Origin of the sequence: Pseudomonas sp. 2822-15, from assembly GCF_002742515.1 — a bacterium.
Taxonomy (GTDB): Bacteria; Pseudomonadota; Gammaproteobacteria; order Pseudomonadales; family Pseudomonadaceae; genus Aquipseudomonas; species Aquipseudomonas salomonii.
Map to the genome: position 1 here is coordinate 511,638 of NZ_LJRY01000170.1, position 21,760 is coordinate 533,397.

General features: G+C 60.6%; 18 protein-coding genes and 1 riboswitch. Of the genes, 10 read left to right on the forward strand and 8 right to left on the reverse strand.

Annotation, left to right across the window (positions count from 1 at the left end):
- The first annotated feature begins 1 nt into the window (after nt 1).
- The 5 genes from cysM (at nt 2) to AOA59_RS08375 (ending at nt 6,218) form a co-directional block, all read left to right on the forward strand.
- Nucleotides 2–904 carry a cysteine synthase CysM gene (gene cysM / locus AOA59_RS08355; protein WP_056861474.1) on the forward strand — a complete coding sequence of 301 codons (903 nt, stop codon included), beginning with the start codon at nt 2–4 and terminating at the stop codon, nt 902–904.
- Entirely contained in the window at nt 904–2,256 is a 1,353-nt protein-coding gene (gene rlmD, locus AOA59_RS08360) for a 23S rRNA (uracil(1939)-C(5))-methyltransferase RlmD (RefSeq protein WP_099486811.1), read from the forward strand. The genes cysM and rlmD overlap by 1 nt, the downstream gene beginning before the upstream one ends.
- Nucleotides 2,257–2,408: 152 nt before the next feature.
- On the forward strand, nt 2,409–4,652 hold the full coding sequence (relA, locus tag AOA59_RS08365) for a GTP diphosphokinase (protein ID WP_017134872.1): 2,244 nt from the start codon (nt 2,409–2,411) through the stop codon (nt 4,650–4,652).
- Between the two features lie 161 nt (nt 4,653–4,813).
- Entirely contained in the window at nt 4,814–5,647 is an 834-nt protein-coding gene (mazG, locus tag AOA59_RS08370; RefSeq protein ID WP_099486813.1) for a nucleoside triphosphate pyrophosphohydrolase, read from the forward strand.
- A gap of 25 nt (nt 5,648–5,672) precedes the next feature.
- Nucleotides 5,673–6,218: a DUF2058 domain-containing protein gene (locus tag AOA59_RS08375; RefSeq protein WP_017134874.1), complete on the forward strand. Its 546-nt coding sequence runs from the start codon at nt 5,673–5,675 to the stop codon at nt 6,216–6,218.
- A gap of 67 nt (nt 6,219–6,285) precedes the next feature.
- Here AOA59_RS08375 and AOA59_RS08380 read toward each other — a convergent pair whose 3' ends face one another.
- The 7 genes from AOA59_RS08380 to purM all read right to left on the reverse strand — a co-directional run bounded on the left by AOA59_RS08380 (nt 6,286) and on the right by purM (nt 14,925).
- On the reverse strand, nt 6,286–8,406 hold the full coding sequence (locus tag AOA59_RS08380; protein ID WP_099486815.1) for a TonB-dependent receptor: 2,121 nt from the start codon (nt 8,404–8,406) through the stop codon (nt 6,286–6,288).
- Nucleotides 8,403–9,629 (reverse strand): MFS transporter, encoded by a 1,227-nt coding sequence (locus tag AOA59_RS08385; protein WP_058422134.1) that lies wholly within the window; start codon nt 9,627–9,629, stop codon nt 8,403–8,405. The genes AOA59_RS08380 and AOA59_RS08385 overlap by 4 nt, the downstream gene beginning before the upstream one ends.
- Nucleotides 9,619–11,544, reverse strand: coding sequence for an IucA/IucC family siderophore biosynthesis protein (locus AOA59_RS08390; protein WP_099486817.1), 1,926 nt, complete (start codon nt 11,542–11,544; stop codon nt 9,619–9,621). The genes AOA59_RS08385 and AOA59_RS08390 overlap by 11 nt, the downstream gene beginning before the upstream one ends.
- A 385-nt stretch (nt 11,545–11,929) precedes the next feature.
- Nucleotides 11,930–12,118, reverse strand: a complete 189-nt coding sequence (locus AOA59_RS08395; RefSeq protein ID WP_065929792.1) for a hypothetical protein — start codon at nt 12,116–12,118, stop codon at nt 11,930–11,932.
- A gap of 376 nt (nt 12,119–12,494) precedes the next feature.
- On the reverse strand, nt 12,495–13,208 hold the full coding sequence (locus AOA59_RS08400) for a DUF3108 domain-containing protein (protein ID WP_065929791.1): 714 nt from the start codon (nt 13,206–13,208) through the stop codon (nt 12,495–12,497).
- A gap of 8 nt (nt 13,209–13,216) precedes the next feature.
- Complete coding sequence (gene purN, locus AOA59_RS08405) at nt 13,217–13,867, reverse strand: phosphoribosylglycinamide formyltransferase (protein ID WP_017134880.1); 651 nt, start codon at nt 13,865–13,867, stop codon at nt 13,217–13,219.
- Entirely contained in the window at nt 13,867–14,925 is a 1,059-nt protein-coding gene (purM, locus tag AOA59_RS08410) for a phosphoribosylformylglycinamidine cyclo-ligase (protein WP_099486819.1), read from the reverse strand. Before purM ends, purN begins: the two co-directional genes overlap by 1 nt.
- 355 nt (nt 14,926–15,280) lie before the next feature.
- Between purM and AOA59_RS08415 the strand changes: the two genes are divergently transcribed.
- The 5 genes from AOA59_RS08415 to AOA59_RS08435 all read left to right on the forward strand — a co-directional run bounded on the left by AOA59_RS08415 (nt 15,281) and on the right by AOA59_RS08435 (nt 19,898).
- Nucleotides 15,281–16,321, forward strand: a complete 1,041-nt coding sequence (locus tag AOA59_RS08415; protein WP_099486821.1) for a DUF2066 domain-containing protein — start codon at nt 15,281–15,283, stop codon at nt 16,319–16,321.
- Nucleotides 16,322–16,374: 53 nt separating this feature from the next.
- Nucleotides 16,375–17,448 (forward strand): AI-2E family transporter, encoded by a 1,074-nt coding sequence (locus AOA59_RS08420; RefSeq protein ID WP_056861686.1) that lies wholly within the window; start codon nt 16,375–16,377, stop codon nt 17,446–17,448.
- A gap of 203 nt (nt 17,449–17,651) precedes the next feature.
- Nucleotides 17,652–18,356, forward strand: coding sequence for a DnaA regulatory inactivator Hda (gene hda / locus AOA59_RS08425; RefSeq protein ID WP_065929787.1), 705 nt, complete (start codon nt 17,652–17,654; stop codon nt 18,354–18,356).
- 213 nt (nt 18,357–18,569) lie between these two features.
- Nucleotides 18,570–19,214 carry a C40 family peptidase gene (locus tag AOA59_RS08430; protein ID WP_065929786.1) on the forward strand — a complete coding sequence of 215 codons (645 nt, stop codon included), beginning with the start codon at nt 18,570–18,572 and terminating at the stop codon, nt 19,212–19,214.
- A 144-nt stretch (nt 19,215–19,358) separates the two neighbouring features.
- A complete protein-coding gene (locus AOA59_RS08435) occupies nt 19,359–19,898 on the forward strand; it encodes a C40 family peptidase (protein WP_065929785.1) in 540 nt (179 codons plus the stop codon).
- A gap of 136 nt (nt 19,899–20,034) precedes the next feature.
- Here AOA59_RS08435 and AOA59_RS08440 read toward each other — a convergent pair whose 3' ends face one another.
- A complete protein-coding gene (locus AOA59_RS08440) occupies nt 20,035–21,348 on the reverse strand; it encodes a sorbosone dehydrogenase family protein (protein ID WP_099486823.1) in 1,314 nt (437 codons plus the stop codon).
- A gap of 99 nt (nt 21,349–21,447) precedes the next feature.
- Nucleotides 21,448–21,699, forward strand: a riboswitch (cobalamin riboswitch).
- The last annotated feature ends 61 nt before the right edge of the window (nt 21,700–21,760 follow it).

Below are 21,760 nucleotides of genomic sequence, written 5' to 3' on the forward strand. Positions count from 1 at the left end.
CATGACCTTGCAGTACCCTACAATCGCCGATTGCGTCGGCAATACGCCCCTGGTCCGCTTGCAACGCATGGCGGGTGAAACCAGCAATACCCTGTTGCTCAAGCTCGAAGGCAACAACCCGGCCGGTTCCGTCAAGGACCGCCCGGCGTTGTCGATGATCACCCGCGCCGAGCTGCGCGGGCAGATCAAGCCCGGTGACACCCTGATCGAAGCCACCTCGGGTAACACCGGTATCGCCCTGGCCATGGCCGCGGCGATCAAGGGTTACAAGATGGTGCTGATCATGCCCGACAACGGCAGTGCCGAGCGCAAGGCAGCGATGACCGCCTACGGCGCCCAACTCATCCTGGTCACCCAGGAAGAGGGCATGGAAGGTGCGCGCGACCTCGCCGAGCGCATGGCCGCCGAAGGCCGTGGCGTGGTGCTGGACCAGTTCGCCAACGGCGATAACCCCGAGGCGCATTACACCAGTACCGGCCCGGAAATCTGGCGCCAGACCAACGGTTCCATCACCCATTTCGTCAGTTCCATGGGCACCACCGGCACCATCATGGGTAATTCGCGCTACCTCAAGGAGCAGAACCCGGCGATCCAGATCGTCGGCCTGCAACCGATGGAAGGCGCGGCCATTCCCGGTATCCGTCGTTGGCCTGAAGAGTACCTGCCGAAGATCTACAACGCGGCGCGTGTAGACCGCATCATCGACATGGCCCAGCGTGAAGCCGAAGACACCACCCGCCGCCTGGCGCGCGAAGAAGGCATCTTCTGCGGCGTGTCCTCCGGTGGCGCTGTGGCCGGTATGTTGCGCTTGTCCAAAGAAGTTGAAAACGCGGTGATCGTCGCGATCATCTGTGACCGAGGCGACCGCTACCTGTCGACCGGCATCTTCGACGAACCCAACTGATGGCCAAGCACGAGAGAGGCCTGCGCTTTCAGCCGACGGGCGGCAGTCGCGCCCCGCAGATTCCGGTGGGCAAGAAACAACGCCTGACCATCGAGCGCCTGGCCAACGATGGCCGCGGTATTGTGTTTTTCGAAGGCCGCACCTGGTTCGTCAATGGCGCGCTCGCCGGCGAAGAAGTCGAAGCGCGGGTGCTGGGCGCCCACGGCAAAATCGTCGAGGCCCGCACCGAGCGTGTGTTCAAGGCCAGCGAGCTGCGTCGCCCGGCACCGTGCGCGCACTTCGGCCGCTGCGGCGGTTGCAGCGTGCAGCACTTGCCCCATGACGAACAACTTGCCCTGAAACAGCGCATGCTCGCCGAGCAACTGTCCCGCGTGGCCGGTGTCGAACCGCAAGCGTGGGCCGCACCCTTGAGCGGGCCGGAATTCGGCTACCGTCGCCGCGCCCGTGTGGCGGTGCGCTGGGATGCCAGGGCCAAACAGCTTGAGGTGGGTTTTCGCGCCGTGGCCAGCCAGGATATCGTCGCCATTGATGATTGCCCGGTGCTGGTACAAGCCTTGCAACCGATCATGCAGCGTTTGCCGAACATGCTGCGCCGCCTGAGCAAGCCTCAGGCGTTGGGGCATGTGGAGTTGTTCAGTGGTTCGGCGATTGCCGTGTTGCTGCGGCATATGGCGCCGCTGTCCGAAGCGGACATGCAGGTATTGAACGAATTTTGTACCTTCCATCAAGCCCAGTTGTGGCTGCATGGCGAGGGCCAGCCGGAGCCGGTAGAACCGGGTCAGGCGCTGGGTTTTAGACTGGCGGCGTGGGATCTGGAACTGGCTTACCGTCCGGGAGATTTTGTCCAGGTCAACGCCGGCGTCAACGATGCGATGGTTGCCCAGGCCCTGGAATGGCTGGCGCCACAGCCCGAAGATCGGGTGTTGGACCTGTTTTGCGGGCTGGGCAACTTTGCCCTGCCGCTGGCCAAACAGGTGCGCGAAGTGGTGGCGGTAGAAGGCGTGCAGACCATGGTCGAGCGAGCGGCGCAGAACGCCGTCAGCAACCATTTGCATAGTGTGCAGTTTTTTCAGGCCGATTTGTCCCAGCCTTTGAGCGACGCACAATGGGCCAAACAGGGCTTTTCTGCGGTACTCTTGGACCCACCCCGTGACGGTGCCCTGGAGGTTGTGCGCAAGCTTGCCACTCTGGGAGCCAAGCGTCTGGTGTATGTGTCCTGCAACCCGGCCACGCTGGCGCGGGACACGGTTGAGTTGGTCAAGCAAGGCTACCGGCTAAAACGTGCCGGGATCCTCGACATGTTTCCGCAGACCGCGCATGTCGAGGCCATGGCGTTATTTGAAGCGGGCTAGGATGCCCGTTTAATCCGACTGGCCTGTCGTCTCCTGGGCCGTGACCTGTCAGGGAGTGGGACCTAGCCTAATGGTTGCACCGCTAGGGTTACGCAGCAGGTCAGCGATGATTTTTGGCGCATCCAAGGTGCGTCGTAGGGAAGGTAAGCAAGATGGTACAGGTGAGAGCACACCAGCCGATCAACACCGACGGCAGTATCAATCTCGAGGCATGGCTGGATCATGCCGTCAGTGTCGACCCGGCACTGGACCGTGAAGCCTTGAAAGCAGCCTGCGAGTTCGCTCGTGAGTCTGAACAGCAAGACAATGCGGCCAAGAACCTGTGGGCCGAAGGCACTTCAAGCTTTCGCACCGGGTTGGAAATCGCCGAGATCCTCGCCGATCTCAAGCTGGACCAGGATTCGCTGATCGCCGCCGTGCTTTATCGTGGCGTGCGTGAAGGGCATATCCCGTTGCCGACGGTCAGCCAGCGTTTCGGCGCGGTGGTGGCCAAGCTGATCGACGGCGTGCTGCGCATGGCCGCCATCAGCGCCAGCCTCAGCCCGCGCCAGTCCATGGTGCTGGGTACTCAGGGCCAGGTCGAAAACCTGCGCAAAATGCTGGTGGCCATGGTCGACGACGTGCGCGTCGCGCTGATCAAGCTGGCCGAACGTACCTGCGCGATCCGTGCGGTGAAGACCGCCGACGACGAAAAGCGCAACCGCGTGGCCCGCGAGGTGTTCGACATCTATGCGCCGCTGGCGCACCGCCTGGGCATCGGCCATATCAAGTGGGAGCTGGAGGATTTGTCCTTCCGCTACCTCGAACCCGATCAATACAAACAGATTGCCACGCTGCTGCACGAGCGGCGGCTCGACCGCGAGCGCTTTATCACCGATGTGATGGGCCAGTTGCGTTCCGAGTTGCAGGCCACCGGCGTCGATGCCGACATCAGCGGCCGCGCCAAGCACATCTATTCCATCTGGCGCAAAATGCAGCGCAAGGGCCTGGCCTTCAGCCAGATCTACGACGTGCGCGCCGTGCGCGTGCTGGTGCCGGAAATGCGCGACTGCTACACCGCGCTGGGCATCGTGCACACCCTGTGGCGGCACATTCCCAAGGAGTTCGACGACTACATCGCCAACCCCAAGGAAAACGGCTATCGCTCGCTGCACACTGCGGTGATCGGCCCCGAGGGCAAGGTGCTGGAAGTGCAGATCCGCACCCACGCCATGCACGAGGAGGCGGAGCTTGGGGTTTGCGCGCACTGGCGTTACAAGGGCACCGACGTCAAGGCCGGGTCCAACCAGTACGAAGAGAAGATCTCCTGGCTGCGCCAAGTGCTGGAATGGCACGAAGAACTGGGCGATATCGGCGGCCTGGCCGAGCAGCTGCGGGTGGATATCGAGCCGGACCGGGTCTATATCTTCACCCCCGACGGCCACGCCATCGACCTGCCCAAGGGCGCCACGCCGCTGGACTTCGCCTACCGCGTGCACACCGAAATCGGCCACAACTGCCGGGGCGCCAAGATCAACGGGCGCATCGTGCCGCTCAACTACAGCCTGCAAACCGGTGAACAGGTCGAGATCATCACCAGCAAGCACGGCACGCCGAGCCGCGACTGGCTGAACCCGAACCTTGGCTACATCACCACATCGCGGGCACGGGCGAAGATCGTTCATTGGTTCAAATTGCAGGCGCGCGACCAGAACGTCGCCGCCGGTAAAACCCTGCTTGAACGCGAATTGGCGCGCCTGGGCCTGCCACAGGTGGACTTCGACAAGCTGGCCGAAAAAGCCAACATGAAGATCGCCGAAGACATGTTCGCCGCCCTCGGTGCTGGCGACTTGCGCCTGGCGCAATTGGTCAATCTGGCCCAGCAACTGGTCGAGCCGGAGCGCGGCAGCGAGCAGCTGGAACTGATCCCACGCAAAGCCACCGGCTACAAGCCCGGCAAGCGTGGCGATATCCAGATCCAGGGCGTGGGCAACCTGATGACGCAAATGGCCGGTTGCTGCCAGCCATTGCCGGGCGATGCCATCGTCGGCTACATCACCCAGGGGCGTGGCGTGAGCATTCACCGCCAGGATTGCGCCTCGGTGCTGCAACTGGGCGGGCGCGAGCCCGAGCGCATCATCCAGGTCAGTTGGGGCCCGGTGCCGGTGCTCACCTACCCGGTGGACATCATCATCCGTGCCTACGACCGTTCCGGTTTGCTGCGTGACGTGTCGCAAGTGCTGCTCAACGAGCGCATCAACGTGCTGGCCGTCAACACCCGCTCGAACAAAGAGGACAACACCGCGTTGATGTCCCTGACCATCGAGATCCCGGGGTTGGACGCGCTGGGGCGGTTGCTGGGGCGGATTTCCCAGTTGCCGAACATCATTGAGACCCGGCGTAATCGCACGCCATGACACGGTTTGAAAACCTGTGTGGACTGCTTTGTGTGGGAGTCGGGCTTGTCCGCGATGCAGGCACCTCGGTCTGTTTGACAGACCGAGGCGAGGCTATCGCAGGCAAGCCAGCTCCCACATTAGATCTTCAGTGGTTCCAGAAAATGGGCAGAGATTGACCGATGTATTCACTTGAAGACCTGCTGTACCTGATGAACCGGCTGCGGGATCCGCAATACGGGTGCCCGTGGGACATCAAGCAAAGCTACGCGACCATCGTGCCGCACACCCTTGAAGAAGCCTACGAAGTTGCCGATGCCATCGAGCGCGGCGACTTCGATCACTTGCAAGGCGAGTTGGGCGACCTGTTGTTCCAGGTGGTGTACTACAGCCAGTTGGCGCGGGAAGAAGGGCGCTTTGAATTTGCCGGCGTGATCGACAGCATCACGCGCAAGCTGATCCGTCGCCATCCCCACGTGTTCCCCACTGGTGACCTCTATGCGCCGCTGGATATTCCCCAGTTGAGCGAAGAGCAGGTTAAAGAACGCTGGGAGCAGATCAAGGCCGAGGAGCGCGCAGAAAAATCCGACGCACCCGAGCAACTGTCCCTGCTCGATGACGTACCCACGGCCCTGCCCGCTTTATCCCGCGCCGCCAAATTGCAAAAGCGCGCCGGGCAGGTCGGTTTCGACTGGCCGTCTGCCTTGCCGGTGGTCGATAACGTGCGTGAAGAGCTGGATGAAGTGCTCGAAGCCATGGCCGATAACGACTCGGTGGCGATCGCTGATGAAGTCGGCGACCTGCTGTTTGCGGCGGTTAACCTGGCCCGTCACCTCAAGGTCGACCCGGAAACCGCGCTGCGTGGTGCCAACGCCAAGTTCGAGCGACGTTTCCGATTTATCGAACAGGCATTGCGCGACACGCACAAACCCATAGAAGATTGCACCCTCGAAGAGTTGGACGCCCTGTGGGGCGAAGCCAAACGCCAGGAAAAGAATGTGTCCAGCTGCGGTTGAGCAGTTGCCTAAGTGAGTAAGCACCATGAGCCTTTCCCTTCGCGACCAGTTGCTCAAAGCAGGTCTGGTCAACCAAAAGCAGGCCAAGCAGGTCGGCAAAGACAAACAGAAACAGCAGCGTCTGGTCCACAAAGGCCAGATCGAGGCCGATGACACGCAGGCGCGTTTGGCCGCCGAAGCGCACGCCGAAAAGGTCAAGCGCGACCAGGAACTGAACCGCCAGCAGCAGGAAAAAGCCGAGGCCAAGGCGCGCACGGCCCAGGTCAAACAATTGATCGAGACCTCGCGCCTGCCCAAGCTGACCACCGAGGACTACTACAACTTCGTGGATGACAAGAAGGTCAAGCGCCTGTCGGTCAACACGCTGATGCGCAACAAGCTGAGCAACGGCTCCCTGGCGATCGTGCACCACGGTGGCGGCTACGAGGTGATCCCGCGTGAAGCGGCGCTGAAGATTCAGGAGCGCGCACCGGAGCGTATCGTGCAGCTCAATATCCTCACCGAAAGCCAGGTGCCGGATGAGGACGATCCATACGCCGCCTACCAGATCCCGGATGATCTGATGTGGTAAGGCGTTAAAAACAACAAACCCCGCTCAAAAGGCGGGGTTTGTGTTTTTAACCTGCAGCTTCAACCGATCACCAATCCACGGCATAACTCACGCTGAAGGTACGCCCTTCAGCGTTCGGGTACGGCGCACGGGCGTTGGCCTGGGCAAACATGTTCTGGTAATTGCGGTTACTCAGGTTGTAGATCGCGCCTTCCAGGCGACCGACTGGCAACCTGACCGAACCGAGCAGATCGACCAGCGTATAACCTTTGATATCGCGGCCGTTGTTGTCTTTGGCTGCGGCGTCATAGTCGGCCAGTTGCATGCCTTGCAGGCGCAGGCTGTAGTCGCCACGGTCATAGCCGACAAAGGCGGTGGTCTTGGCAGGCGAGATACGTGTGGCGGGCAGGTCGATCCATTTGCCGTTTTGCTGGGTCTCGCCTTTGGCGTAGGCGTAAGTGCCGCCTACCGACCATTGATCGGTGACGTTGTAGGTCAGGCTGGTTTCGATGCCGCGCACGCGCTCTTTCTGGTTGATCAGGCGCAACACACGGTCATTGGCATCATAGAACTGGGTGACGTCCGAGGTGTTTTCATAGGCGGTGACGTTGGCCTGCCACTTGTCCCAGTTGCCACGCCAGCCCAGCTCGTAGCTGTCGACCTTGAGGGCTTGGGCGTTCAGGTCCTGGATGTCGTACTTGCTGTTGACGTCACGCAGGAAGCGCTGGATATCCGGCAGGGAAAACCCCTGGCTGAAATTGACGAACACATCCTGGTTTTCATTCAGGTGGTACACCGCACCCAGGTTGTAGAGCGTGTCATCGTATTTGAGGGTGCCGCCCGGCAGTGTGGCGCGGTTGCCGGTCTGCACGATCTCGCCGTAGGCAATACTGTCGGACACTTCGCTTTCGATCCACTCACGACGTATGCCGCCACGTAAGGTCCAGTCATCGATATCGTAGGACAGCTGACCAAAAATGGCTTTGGTGCTGGTTGCGATGTCCGGGCCCATCTCGAAGGTGGTGCCGGTCTTGGTATAGCTCAGGCCATTGACCCGGTATTGGTCGCCGCGTTGGCGCGAGGTTTCATGGTCATAGTCGGCGCCCCAGACCAGGTTGCCGGTCGCCGGGCCGATGTCCGGCATTTGTGTATCGATCGCCGCCCGCACACCATAGACGTCTTGCACACTGTTGTTGTCGGACACCCCGGCACGGCCGCGAGACAGATCGGGGAAGAACAGTGCATCGGCACGCCGCCAGTAACTTTCGACCTGCAAGCCCTGGCCATAGAAGTCCTTGTCGGCGTAATTGAGGTTGACCGCCTGGTTGTGGGTGAAGGGTTGGTCATCCAGGTCCAGGCCTTTTACCGCGACCGCAGTGCTGGTGATGCGTGGGTTCTTGGTGTAGCGGGTGTCCTGTTCATCTTTATAGTCTTGCAGCGACAGGCTGATCTTCTTGTCGTCATCCAGCTCGTAGCCGAAGCGACCTTGCAGGTCGTAGGTGTCGGTGTCCATGTTGCTGCCCTGGGACGTGTCCTGGGGAATGCGTTTGCCGTTACCGTCGAACTGGTCGTTGCGTTGCACCGTATTGCCCGACACGTACCAGTCCACCGGGCCCTTGCGGCCGGTGGCACTTTGGAAGGCTTCGTAGGAGAACCCTTTATGGCTGAAGTTGTTGCCGGCGGTCATGCCTATCTTGCTGCTGAAGGCCAGGTCTTCGCCTTTGTTGCGCTTGGTGATGATGTTGATGATGCCGCCTGACGCGCCGGCGCCGTAGACGCTGCTGGCGCCGGATATCACTTCGATGCGCTCGATGCTTTCCGGTGCCACGCTGTTGAGCTGGCGGAAGTTGTCACGCGTGGCGTTCTGGGACACGCCATCAATCAGGATCAGCGTGTTGCGCCCGCGCAGCGTCTGGCCGAAGTTGCTCATGCCACCGCTGGAGGGCGCTATGCCCGGGACCAGTTGCCCGAGGATATCGGCAACCCGGCGTCCCGCCGCTGTCTGCTGGCGGATCTGTGCTTCGTCGATAACCTGCACCGAGCCTGGGATCGCGGCAATGCTGGTTTCACTGCGAGTGGCTGAAACGACCGTCGCCTGCAATTGCAGGTTGGTAGCCGCCGCTGGCGCGTCTTCCGGTTGATCGGCCCAGACAGGCGCGCTTATCGAACCGAGCAGGGGCAGCAGGACGGCCCATTGTGATTTGTTCATGATCTTGCCTTTGAGTTATTAGAAGTATTGACAGAAAAATCGGAAGTCTCAGGTGTTCGGGTGAACGAACGGATGGCGCGGATACCCAGGGCCGCCAGGGCATAGGTCAGTGCCACCAGCCAAAAGCTGTGCGCCAGGCCCACCATTGCCATGCCGACGCCACCCAACAGCGCACCGCACAACGCGCCACCTTTTGCGGCGCTATTGCCCAGGCCCAAGGCAAACCCCTGCTGGCTGGGTGCAACGGTGTTGGCGATCAACGTGTAGGCGACCGGCAGCAGCGCGCCTTGCCACACGCCCCACAGCAGCCGGCTGGCGAGGAACCCCAGCCATTCGCCGGCGATCGCCGTGAAGGCCAGCGTCAAGGCGCAAAGCCAGGTGACCCATTCGATGATGCGCAGCGTGTGCGCCGCCGGGTGTCGGTCAAACAGCCGGCCCCACAGCGGCGCGGACAGCGCGAGCGTCAGTGCGCTGGCGGCGTAGCTGGCGCCGATCAGCCAGGCAGGGGCGTGCAGAACATCGGCGACGTACAGGGCATAAAACGGTTGGGGCATCATCTTGGCGGCCTGGATCAGCACGATGATGGCGAGCATTGCGCCGAGCCAGCCTTTGGGCAGTGCCGTAGGCGTTGAGGCGCGTGCAGGTCTTGAGCGCGGCGCATCGCTGGGTAGAAACAGGCTGATCAGCGCGCACAGCAGGCAAACCGCCGTGGCGCTGTAGCACAGCAATGCGAAGCCGGAAATGTCCATCAGCCAGCCACCCAGCACCGGTCCGGCCAGCGAACCCACGGCGGTGGCCGATTGCAGCCGCGCCAGAACGTGCCCGCGTCCACCTTCGGCGCAGTACGCCAGCGCGTAGGCTTGGGCCGCTGCAATAAAGCCCGCCAGCGCACCTTGCGCCACGCGAATGACCACCAGCAGCCACGGATCGGTGGTGACGGCGGCCAGCGCCTGGCATACCGCCAGGGCCAGCAGCGCGCGAATGATCATCGGCTTGTGGCCGGTACGATCACCCAGGCGCCCCCACATCGGCGTGAGGATCATCGCCGCCATCATCGGCCCGGCATACACCAGCGATGACAGCAGGCCGGTGTACTGGGCGTTGGCAACGCCCAGCAGCTTCTGGATCTGCAACGGCCAGAAGGGGCCGCTCATTTCCATGGCGCCCATCGACACCAGCTGAATCACCACCAACAGGCGCAGTGCCGTGTTGTTAGCCGACATTGGCGGCAGTGCTCAGCGGGTTCGGCAGGCGGCCGACGATATCGGCGTGGCTTTCCATCAGGCGCATGCGCATAAACGACTTGGCTGGCCAGTCCTGCTCCAGCAGCGCGGCACGTTCGGTCTGCCAACGTTGGGGCTCGACCTGGCTGCGCAAATCATCGAAACACTCGCGGACCTGGGCCGACAGTTCGTCCCACAGCAGCCCCTCCGGAATATCGAAGTGGCGCGCACTGAGCAATACCAGTTCGCCCAAGTGGCACATGAACACCGTGTGCAGCAACTTGTCGCGCACGAAACCGGCATCGTCGTACAAGGTCATCTTCGGGTCGTGCAGTTCGATGTCCAGGCCGTGGGCGTGCAAGGTCTTGCGGTCGATGCGGATATCACCGAAATCACGCAGCAACAGACGGCTTGCTTGCCCGTCGGTGCCCATGACCATAAATGAGTTCTGCTGATGGGCCTCGAAGGCCACGCCATAACGCAGGTACATGCCCAACAGCGCCGGCACTGCGATGGATGCATAGTCTTTAAAAAACGCCTGCATGGCCTGCGCGTCGTCGGTGCCTTTGCTCAGACGTACCCACTGCTTGAGCAGGGGTTGCCCATGCTGATCGATGGCAAACAGGCTGCCTACCGGAATGGCCATTTCGCCCGGTTCAAGCAGGCTCTGCGGGTTGTCCCGGTACAGGACGGCCAGGTGCCGGGAGTGTTCGTCATTGGCAGGTTGTGGTTGGAAATGCACGCCGAGTCGTTCGGGCACGATGCTCAGGATTTTTTGAATGTGTGGCTCGCGTGCCAGGATGGTTTGCAGCAAATGGCTGATCCGTGGGCCCATGCGCGCGGAGCGTGGCGACACGGTGCGCTGCACGCTGGTCAAGCGCAGCGACACTGGAAGTTTAACCATTGGCGCGTCGCACCGGCCTTCGGGCAACACGGTCCTGAACGACATGGTCGGGTGGGCGGTGAACGCGACGATGTCGGTCAGCACCAGCAGCCGGTCGCCGATTTCATTGGCGAACAGTTGCGGCAGCTCTTGGCGAGCCTGCCAAGGGTGAGCGGGCATCGGCAGGTAGTCGCCGGCCTCAAGGCCTTGAGCGGTCAGCTGCGCCGTCAATTGGCGGGCCGCCTGCGGGAAGTGGTTTTGCCACCATTGCCAGTAATCTGCAGTACCGGCCAGGCTTTCGACATGGGCGAACTGGCGGTGCAGCGCGCAGAGTAATACCGGGAAGCGCGCCTCGAACTCCGGCGAGAATTCAATAACCTGCTCTGTTCCCAGGCCCAGCTTTGTCTTGTAGTTGGGGTGCCATGGATGGCCTAGCGTGCCCCACTGCTCAAGTACCAATGTCGGGTTGGAAACGCCTGGGTTGTTCCTGAGGTAGCTGAGCAAGTTGTTTTGATGCGCGGGGGCCATTGCCGCGTGCAGCTCGAGAGTCCACTGCTCGTGGAAAGCGAGGCACAGCGTATCGTTGACAACGCTGTCATCGATCTCGCTGTTGAGGCGGCTTAGCACGTCGGGGGCGGCAGGCGACTCGAGGCTGCTGTTGAGTAATGTCAGCAACTGCGAGGGGAACCGAATTTTCTGTTCTGGCTGGCCGGCGCGCAGGACACTCACCGAGCCGCGCAAATCCCAACTGGCCATGCGGCCCGGGCGCAGGTGATCAAAGCGCAGGCGGGTGTGGTCGGGTAGCTCCAGCCAGCAGCGATCGTGTTCGTCATAGGTGCGCGTGGCGGGGTTGAGCAGACCCTCACGGAACAAGGCCTGGATCAAGCGCTGGAAGCTGCGTTCGGCGGCGGGTGCAAGGGTATCGATCAGGGCATCAAGCGTGACGTGCTTAGCCTGGAATTGGCGAGTGGAGAGTGCTTCACCCCAGCGTTCAAGCAGTAGTTTTTCCGGTGTGGCGATGTGTCCGTGCATCAATTCGAACTCCTTATCCGTGGCGCTGAGTGAAAAGCGAACGGATACTATCGAGAATCATTACCAAATGTCTATTTGTTGTTACGCTTTTTGCAGAAACGATTATTCAGGGAGTGAAAGGAGGGCGGTTCGAAGACGGACAGAGCAACCATGCAGGTCTGCAATCAGGGCTTGAAGCGTCTAAGTCAGGCTAGTTCAGTGTCTTTGAGAGGACTTGTAATACGCGGCCTGAGGCTTTGTAGGATGTGTCTGTTTTCATTCGGTCGTGGCAGAACACAGGAAAACGACGGAAGTGAGAAACGAAAAACCCCGCTCAAAGGCGGGGTTTTGTGTGCAGGCACACCAGCTGCTGTGTGGGGCTGGGTGGCTACCGGATTTCAGCGTTTCAGGAGCCTTGCGCCTGGCGTTTCATTTCTAGAGATTCGAGCTCGTTTTTATAATTTTGGGCTTCGTTCTCATTGTGGAACATGCCGACCAGTTGGTCTTGTTGATGTACATCCCAGATGTGAATCCCATGACCCAGTGCTTCGTGAGACATGTGTGCATCGTCGCGTTCAGTTACTTTTACAGTCATCTGCTTGCTCCAATCTCTGGTTGATCTGCGGCAAGTCGTCGCAGGCCTCTTTTATATGTTTTGTTAGCTTGCTAAGTAAACCGATTTTGGGCGCAACTATTTATTGCAGGATACGCAACAGTGCTGCAGGCCACGCAAATCGCGACATTGCGTCGCAGGGTGCTGAGTTTTATGACAAAAGTTTCATGTTGGGGTGGGCTTAAAGTCTTGCGGTGACCGTGCTGGCCCCATCGCAGGCAAGCCAGCTCCCACCTTGAAATGCGTTTTCCTGTGGGAGCTGGCTTGCCTGCGATAGCGGTAGTGGCTTCAACACAAAACCTCCAGGCGAAAAAAAGCCCCGCATTTCAGCGAGGCTCTTTTAAATCACATCACGGTATCAGCTACCTTTGATAGCCTGGCCATCAACGGTACCGTCCAACAGCATGATGTTGTATTCCTTGCCGTCGGTTTCCACCTGGCGCAAGGCTACCAAAATACCGCCCAGGTCCTTGGCAAACCACATCTGGGTGATGCGCTTGCTTTGAGTCGGGTCGCGTACACGTTCAACCTTGATCGCATCGATGGAGCCGACCTTGGTCTGGACCTTTTCCGGGCCGATCACGCGGAAGTCGTAGGTGTCGGTGTCGGTGCCTTCAACGACGATGTAGCTCATGCTCTTCTTGCCGGCCGCCACATCGCGTTGCAACGCCAACTGATAGGTCGACTTGTCGAGCATGCCGCTTTGCAGGGGGACATTGACCGGGTCTTTGTTTTCAAAGCCGGTGACTTTCTTGGCCGTCTGGTCGAAGTCCAGGTTGATCTTCTTCGATTTGCCCAGGCCGCCACGCTCGAAGCTGTAGCTCACGGGCTGCAGGGCATCTTTGTCGAGACGGATCACACTGGTCTCGGTGAGGCTGGCGATCATCATGGATGCCTTGAAATTCAGGGTCCACGAGCCGTTGTCATTCTTGACCAGGCTGCGTTCGGCCGAACCGCTCATGGGCAACTGTTTCCAGTCGGCGGTGTAGCTGGCGGAGAAGGGGTGAAGGTCTGCTGCTTGCACGGCGGGCAAGGCGAACAGCGCAAAAGCGAAGAGCAGGGCGCGACGCATAAAATCTCCTAGGTTCGAATCAAGTGGCCGCTGGCCGCGAGTAACTGACCGTCCAATAATGCACCCTGTTCGCCGAGAATCAATCGTCCCTCGGCAAACCAGCGAACAGCCAGCGGGTAAATCCTGTGTTCCTGGGTGTGAACCCGTTGCGCAAGTGTCTGCGCCGAATCTGCAGACTCTACCGGAACCACTGCCTGTACGACCAGAGGCCCGCCATCGAGTTCCTCGGTGACAAAGTGCACGCTGCAGCCATGCTCCGTGTCGCCGGCCTCGAGCGCGCGTTGGTGCGTGTGTAACCCTTTGTATTTGGGTAGCAGGGACGGGTGGATATTGAGCAGGCGCCCTTGGTAGTGCCGCACGAAATCGGCGCTGAGGATGCGCATGAAACCGGCAAGTACCACGAGTTTGGGGTTGAAGGCGTCGATCAGTTCGATCAAGGCGCTGTCGAAGGCCTCGCGACCTTCGAACGCCTTGTGATCCAGCGAGCGGGTGTCGATACCCGCGTCCCTGGCGCGTTGCAGGCCGTAGGCGTCGCTGCGGTTGGAGATCACCGCAGCAATGCGCACCGGGCTATCGCCGGTGCGCGTGCTGTCGATCAGGGCCTGCAAGTTACTGCCGGTGCCGGAGAGCAGCACCACGACATCACAGGTCTCAGGCATCAGTGAGCCTTGAGGTTCTTCAGTTCAACCTGGGCCGCGCCTTCTTGAGCGGTCGCGATCTGGCCGATAACCCAAGGCTGCTCGCCCGCTTCACGCAGTACGTTCAGCGCGGTTTCGACGTGTTCTTGCGCCACGCAGATGACCATGCCCACGCCGCAGTTCAGCACGCGGTGCATTTCGGTTTCGTCGACGTTGCCTTGCGCTTGCAGCCAGTCGAACACGGCAGGACGGGTCCAGCTTGCCACGTCGACAATCGCCTGTGCGCCTTTTGGCAGCACGCGCGGGATGTTGTCCAGCAGGCCACCGCCGGTGATGTGGGCCATGGCTTTGACGGCGCCGGTGTCTTTGATCAGCTTGAGCAAAGGCTTCACGTAGATCCGGGTCGGGGCCATCAGCAGGTCGGTCAGCGGCTGGCCGTCGAGTTGGGTGTTCTCGATGTCGGCGCCGGACACTTCGATGATCTTGCGGATCAGCGAGTAGCCGTTGGAGTGCGGGCCGGACGATGGCAGGGCGAGCAGGGCGTCACCGGCTGCGACTTTGGAACCGTCGATGATTTCAGCTTTTTCGACAACACCGACGCAGAAACCGGCCAGGTCGTAGTCTTCGCCTTCGTACATGCCCGGCATTTCAGCGGTTTCGCCGCCGACCAGGGAGCAACCCGACAGTTCGCAGCCGGCGCCGATGCCGGTGACCACTTGAGCGGCGGTGTCCACGTTCAGCTTGCCGGTGGCGTAGTAGTCGAGGAAGAACAGCGGCTCCGCGCCACACACCACCAGGTCGTTGACGCACATGGCAACCAGGTCGATACCGATGGTGTCGTGCTTGTTCAGATTCAGTGCCAGGCGCAGCTTGGTGCCCACGCCGTCGGTGCCGGACACCAGCACAGGCTGCTTGTAGCCGGCCGGGATTTCGCAGAGGGCGCCAAAACCGCCCAGGCCGCCCATGACTTCGGGGCGCGCAGTGCGCTTGGCGACGCTCTTGATGCGTTCGACCAATGCTTCACCGGCGTCGATGTCTACACCGGCGTCCTTGTAGCTCAGGGAGGGTTGCTTGCTCATGATCCAGGCCTTTAGGGGGGATTTCTGGGTAACGACCGAGCCGGCAGGCGCTTTTGATAAAAGGCCCAGCCGCTGACGGTCTGCGAAGGCGCGCGATTTTATCAGGCTTGAGGGGCAGCGGCCATCCTCGGGCCGACGGGCAGGGCCATATAGGTTAAAAAAGCCGGTTAAAAAAATGCTAATCGAGCCGGTAATGGCGTGTATTAAGGTATAGCCTTTAACCCGCTATCGTTATGACAGTACAAAAACTGCCATGACCCTGTGAATGTTTTACCGGCTGCTGTGGTCACAGCCTTGCCAAGCCGAGTTCACGCGGTCTGTTCCAGCCGCTAAATTTGTCGTTCGGGAATCTTCCATGCGTCTGTGTAATGTCTTCTTTGTAGGCTGCTTGTCGTTGGTCAGCCTGGCGAGTCATGCCGAAACCCTCAATGGCCTTTATCAAGTACTTGAACCGGTTGCCAGCCAGTCGCCCCAAGAGCGTGACCAGGCCACTCAGCGCGCCGTGCAAACCCTGGTGATCCGCCTGACCGGCAATGCCAAGGCCCCCGAAGGCCCAGGCCTGGCGGCGATCCGCAAAGACCCGCAGCAAATCATCAGCCAATACGGCTACGACGCCGGCCCGCCGGAAAGCCTGCAAGTAGACTTCGACCCCGTGAGCACCGATCGCGCCCTGCGTGAAGCGGGCCTGTCGATCTGGGGCAGCAATCGGCCGTCGATCCTCGGCTGGTGGCTCAACGATTCCACTGACGGCAGCAGCCTGGTCGGTGATGGCCAGGCGATAGCCGGTGCACTGCGCCGTGCCGCGCAACACCGCGGCTTGCCGTTGCGTTTGCCACTGGGTGATCTGGATGAGCAAGTCGTCGCCACTGCACCGAATCTGGAAAGTGCCGACGCCACGCCCTTGCGCGCCGCCTCCGAACGCTACGGCGCCGACGCCTTGCTGGCCGTGCACGCGCGCCAGGAAGGCAGCCAGTGGCAGGCCAAATGGCGCCTGTGGTTGGGCGACAAGAGCGAGCAGGGCACCGCCCAGGGCGCTGACACTGGTGCGGTGGCCGATGCCGTAATGTTGGCGGTCAGTCAAAAACTGGCCCCACGCTTTGCCGTCAAGCCAGGTGTGAGCACTGAACAGCTGCTCGAAGTGCAGGGCATGAACCTGGAGCGCTATGCCGCTTTGGGCCATCTGCTTGAACCCTTTGGCGCTCAGCCGCAGTGGGTGGACGGCAATCGCATTGTGTATCGGGTCAACGGCAGTGCCGATCAGTTGCGCACGCAGTTGAGCCTGGCCAAGTTGCAGGAAGTGCCTGCGGGCGAAGCGCCGGTTCAACCGCCGGTCGCCGATGGTACGCAGCCGCCGGCGGCCCCGGAGCCGCAGGCGCAGTTACGTTTTCGTTGGTAGGTGATCTTCCTTCTATATAGATAGAAGGAAGCAAATGAGAGATGGAGTGGTTTATGGCGGATACGCGTCGTTGGGTGTGGCTTGGTGGGGTTGTCCTGCTGTGCGTTTTTGTGTTCTTGCTGCATTCGATCCTGACGCCGTTCCTGGTCGCGTTGCTGCTCGCCTATCTGTTCGATCCCGTCGTGGATCGCCTGGAGAAAGCCGGTTTGTCGCGAACCTTGGGCGTGGTTGCGGTGTTTGCACTGTTCACGCTGATTATCACCGCCCTGGTGCTGGTGTTGGTGCCGATGCTGGCCAAGCAGCTGTTTCGCCTCTATGAGCTGGCGCCGCAAATGCTCGACTGGTTGCAGCACACGGCCATGCCGTGGGCCCAGGCCAAGCTGGGGCTGGCGGATGGCTTCTGGAAGTTCGACAAGGTCAAGGCCGCGATCAGTGAGCATATGGGCCAGACCACCGATATTGTCGGTGTGGTGCTCAGCCAGGCCACAGCCTCCAGCCTTGCATTGATCGGCTGGTTGACCAATCTGGTGTTGATCCCGGTGGTGGCGTTCTACCTGCTGCGGGACTGGGACATCATGATGGCCAAGATCCGCAGCCTGCTGCCACGCAACAACGAAGAGCGCATCGTTTCCCTGGCGCAAGAATGCCATGAGGTGCTCGGCGCGTTCGTACGCGGCCAGCTGCTGGTGATGCTGGCACTGGGGATCATCTATGCCGCGGGCCTGATGGCAATTGGTTTGGAGCTGGGGCTGTTGATCGGTTTGATCGCAGGCTTGGCGGCCATCGTGCCGTACATGGGCTTTGTGATTGGTATCGGTGCGGCGCTGGTGGCCGGGTTGTTCCAGTTTGGCGGCGACCTGTACCCGATGCTTGGGATTGTCGCGGTGTTCATGGTCGGCCAGGCCCTGGAAGGCATGGTGCTGACGCCGCTGCTGGTGGGTGACCGCATTGGCCTGCACCCGGTGGCGGTGATCTTTGCGATCCTCGCGGGCGGTGAGCTGTTTGGTTTTACCGGCATCTTGCTGGCACTGCCGGTGGCAGCGGTGATCATGGTGTTGGTGCGCCACGTGCATGATCTGTATAAGGATTCGGACGCGTATACCGGGGTTGAAGACCCGGATCTGTAACCGCTTCGCAACAAACCCGGCCCAAGCCGGGTTTGTTGTTTCTGGGGCGGGGTGTCAAACAATTTGCGCAAATCGCCCCAAGTTAACGCAAACCTTTGATTTTGCTTGTGGTCTGCTGCATTGTGCGCCCGGCTTCACGGGTATAAACTTTGCAAACTTTACACAGAGGCCACTAACGGTTCGTTTGGAGCCGTTCAGTCAGCATGAAACCGATTCAGCTGCCCTTGGGTGTGCGTCTGCGTGACGACGCCACCTTTATCAATTACTACCCAGGCGCCAATGCCGCTGCACTCGGCTATGTCGAGCGGCTCTGCGAAGCCGACGCCGGGTGGACTGAAAGCCTGATCTATCTGTGGGGCAAACACGGCGTGGGGCGTACCCACCTGTTGCAGGCGGCCTGCCTGCGCTTCGAGCAGATGGGCGAGCCGGCAGTTTATTTGCCGCTGGCTGAGCTGATGGACCGTGGCATCGGCATCTTCGACCACCTTGAGCAATACGAACTGGTGTGCCTGGATGACCTGCAGGCCATCGCCGGCAAGGCAGAGTGGGAAGAGGCGCTGTTTCACCTGTTCAACCGCCTGCGCGACAGCGGCCGGCGCTTGTTGATTGCTGCGTCCACCTCGCCGCGTGAGCTGCCGGTGAAGCTGGCTGACCTCAAGTCACGCCTGACCCTGGCGCTGATCTTCCAGATGCGCCCGCTCTCCGATGAAGACAAGTTGCGTGCCCTGCAACTGCGCGCATCGCGTCGCGGTCTGCACCTCACCGACGAAGTCGGGCACTTTATCCTCACCCGTGGCACCCGCAGCATGAGCGCCTTGTTCGAGTTGCTCGAACAGCTCGATCAAGCCTCCTTGCAGGCGCAACGCAAGCTGACCATTCCGTTTCTCAAAGAAACCCTCGGCTGGTAGCCAGCCCTTGCCCAGCAAGGTTTTCGGCAACTTACAGGCGCCAGAAAACCTGCGTTTGGGCCGGTTTGGCCACGCAACAGGCATGAATAGGGTGTTAAGGGCTTAGATGTCATCGTCCAAACAAGGAGTCACATAGAGCACGATTGAATTTGCAAATCGATGTGATAGAGGGCATAGTCTCGACTTCTTTACACATCAGCCACGGTCGTGCCCATGCTAAATCGCTTCGCACCCCTCGTGCCCCTCGCACTCGTTACCCTGTTGTTTGGTTGCGCCACCCACACTCAAAACGTGGCTGAGCAGCAAAAACCGGCACAACAGTCCCAGGCCAAATTTGTTGCAGCGCAGTCTTCCACTGTTTATGAGGAAGCTCTTTATAAAGAAGAGCAGGCAACCGAAAAAGAACTCGCCGCCTTTGCTGGCAGCAAGCCTTACCAGCTCCCGGTCCTGGCCGACAGCATCCTCGAACGCGGCATGTCCCTGATCGGTACCCGTTACCGTTTCGGCGGTACCTCTGAAGCCGGTTTCGACTGCAGCGGCTTTATCGGCTACCTGTTCCGTGAAGAAGCCGGCATGAATTTGCCACGCTCGACACGCGAAATGATCAACGTGGATGCACCGTTGGTCGCACGCAACAACCTCAAGCCGGGTGATCTGCTTTTCTTTAGTACGGCAGGCCGTGGTCGTGTAAGCCACGCCGGTATCTACCTGGGCGATAACCAGTTTATCCACTCCAGCAGTCGTCGCAGTGGCGGTGTTCGAGTCGACAACCTGGGCGACAGCTACTGGAGCAAAACCTTCATCGAAGCCAAGCGCGCACTCGCCATGGCCCCGACTACGGTTACCGCTAGTAAGTAAAGTTAAAGTGATACTTGAAGTTTGACGTGTAAGCGCTAGAATCCCTGGACATTGTTGTAATCCGTTCGCGCGAGCTTTGCTTGCGCGTTCTGGTTTTCAGCGTTCGGCAGCCAAAGCCGCATCCAGATCAGGATTGTTCTGCCCATGTCGACCTCAGCACGCCTCATTCTTCTTGTTTGCGCCGCGCTCCTCAGCGCCTGCGCAAGCCGTCCACCGCCGCCTGCGCCTGTTGTGGTCAAGCCCAAGCCGGTGTTCAACTATTCCACCCAGAATTTCTCGCCGGCTGCTGAAGACGTGCTCTTCCGTGCGCTGGGCCTGGTCGGCACGCCTTATCGTTGGGGTGGCAACACGCCGGACTCCGGGTTCGATTGCAGTGGCCTGATCGGCTTTGTCTACCGTGACGCCGCCGGCATCAGCCTGCCGCGCACTACCCGCGAACTGATCGTGATGCGCGCTCAGGATGTGAGCGAAAACAACCTGCAAACCGGCGACCTGATCTTCTTCGCCACCGGCGGCGGCTCCCGAGTAAGCCACGCAGGTATCTACGTGGGTGAAGGCCGATTCGTACACGCGCCGCAAACGGGCGGTACGGTGAAGTTGGACACCTTGTCCAAGGCCTATTGGCAGAATGCCTACCTGAGCGCCAAACGCGTGCTGCCGGCGAGCCTGGCGCGTAATCCGTAACTTGGGCAATTTCAAGTGTGAGAGCTGGTTGTGTGGGAGCTGGCTTGCCTGCGATACAGGCGACTCGGTCTGTCATTAAACCGAGGCGAGACCATCGCAGGCAAGCCGGCTCCCACATGAGCCCCATACAAGGCAGTTACTTAGCTGCCGACCCCCGCCACACCTTATTCCCCACATCATCGGCCACCAGCAAATCCCCCTGCTGATCAATCACCACGCCCACCGGCCGGCCCATGGCTTTCTCGTCTTTATTGAGAAACCCGGTCAGCACATCCACCGGCTGCCCCTTGGGTTGCCCCCCTTCGAACGGCACGAAAATCACCTTGTAGCCACTGTGCGGCTTGCGGTTCCACGAACCATGCTGGCCGATAAATGCGCCGTTGCTGAACTGCGCCGGGAGTTTGCTGCCCTCGGCAAACGTCAGCCCCAATGACGCAGTGTGCGGCCCCACGGCATAGTCCGGAGCGATGGCCTTGGCGACCAGGTCGAGGTTTTGCGGCGAGACACGCACGTCCACATGCTGGCCGTAATAGCTGAAGGGCCAGCCATAAAACGCGCCGTCTTTCACCGAGGTGATGTAGTCCGGCACCAGGTCGCTGCCGATCTCATCGCGCTCGTTGACCGCCGTCCACAGCTTGCCGCTCTGCGGTTCCCAGGCCATGCCATTGGGGTTGCGCAGGCCGGAGGCAAAAATCCGGTGCTCGCCCGTGGCGCGGTTAACTTCCCAGATCGCCGCGCGGCCTTGTTCCGCGTCCAGGCCGTTTTCGCCGACGTTACTGTTGGAGCCGACACTCACATACAACTTGCTGCCGTCCTTGCTGGCCACCACGTTTTTGGTCCAGTGGTGGTTGATGCTGCCGCCGGGCAGGTCCACGACCTTGGTGCCGGCTGCCTTGATCGCGGTTTCGCCCGGCTGATAAGGGAAGCGCAGCAGCTTGTCCGAGTCGGCGACGTACAGGTCGTTACCCACCAGTGTCATGCCAAACGGCGAATTGAGGTTCTCCAGAAACACCGTGCGCGTCTCCGCCACGCCATCATGGTCGGCATCGCGCAGCAGTGTGATGCGGTTCGGGCTTGGCACGCCCGCGCCGGCGCGGCCCATGACCTTCTCCATCACCCAGCCGCGAATGCCGGTGGCGTCGTCCGGCTTGGGCGGCGAGTTCGTTTCGGCGACCAGCACATCACCATTGGGCAACACGTAGAGCCAGCGCGGGTGATCCAGGCCTTCGGCAAACGCCGCGACTTGTGTACCGGCGGCGGCTGTCGGCTTGGCGCCGTCCGGCCAGCCGATCGCCGGGGCGATGTTGACGGTGGGGATCAGGGTTTTGTTCGGCTCCGGCAGTTTGGGCGATGGCCCGGTGCCGTCCGAGACCTGCAAGGTAGAGCTTTCACCGCAGGCGGCGAGGGTGCCTGCCAGCATGATCAGTAAGGCGAGTCTGGTTTTGTGCATGGTTTTCTCCTTAATACCTGTAAAGGTAGAGAAGCACGGCAGTCGGATGGTTCAAGTGCAAGGCCAGCTTTAATTGACGCTCCACCCCCAACCCACTAACCTTCGCCGCTTGTTCCAGGTGCTCTGTGGCCGATGTGCCGACAGAGTGAAACAGGGAAGCCGGTGAGTGAGCGCGCTTGTACACAGCGCAGCCGCAATTCCGGCGCTGCCCCCGCAACGGTAAATGAGTCAAAACGGTGCCTTTTGCCACTGTATCCGCGTGATATGGGAAGGCGCGCCGTTGGCCTGCTCGCGCTATAAGCAGAGCGCCACTTATGAGCCCGGAGACCGGCCTGGATCATCCAACAGCATCACGGTGGGCGATGCTTGGCTGTCTGTTTTTCTTTTTTCCTGCCCGCCGTTTTTGTCCAGC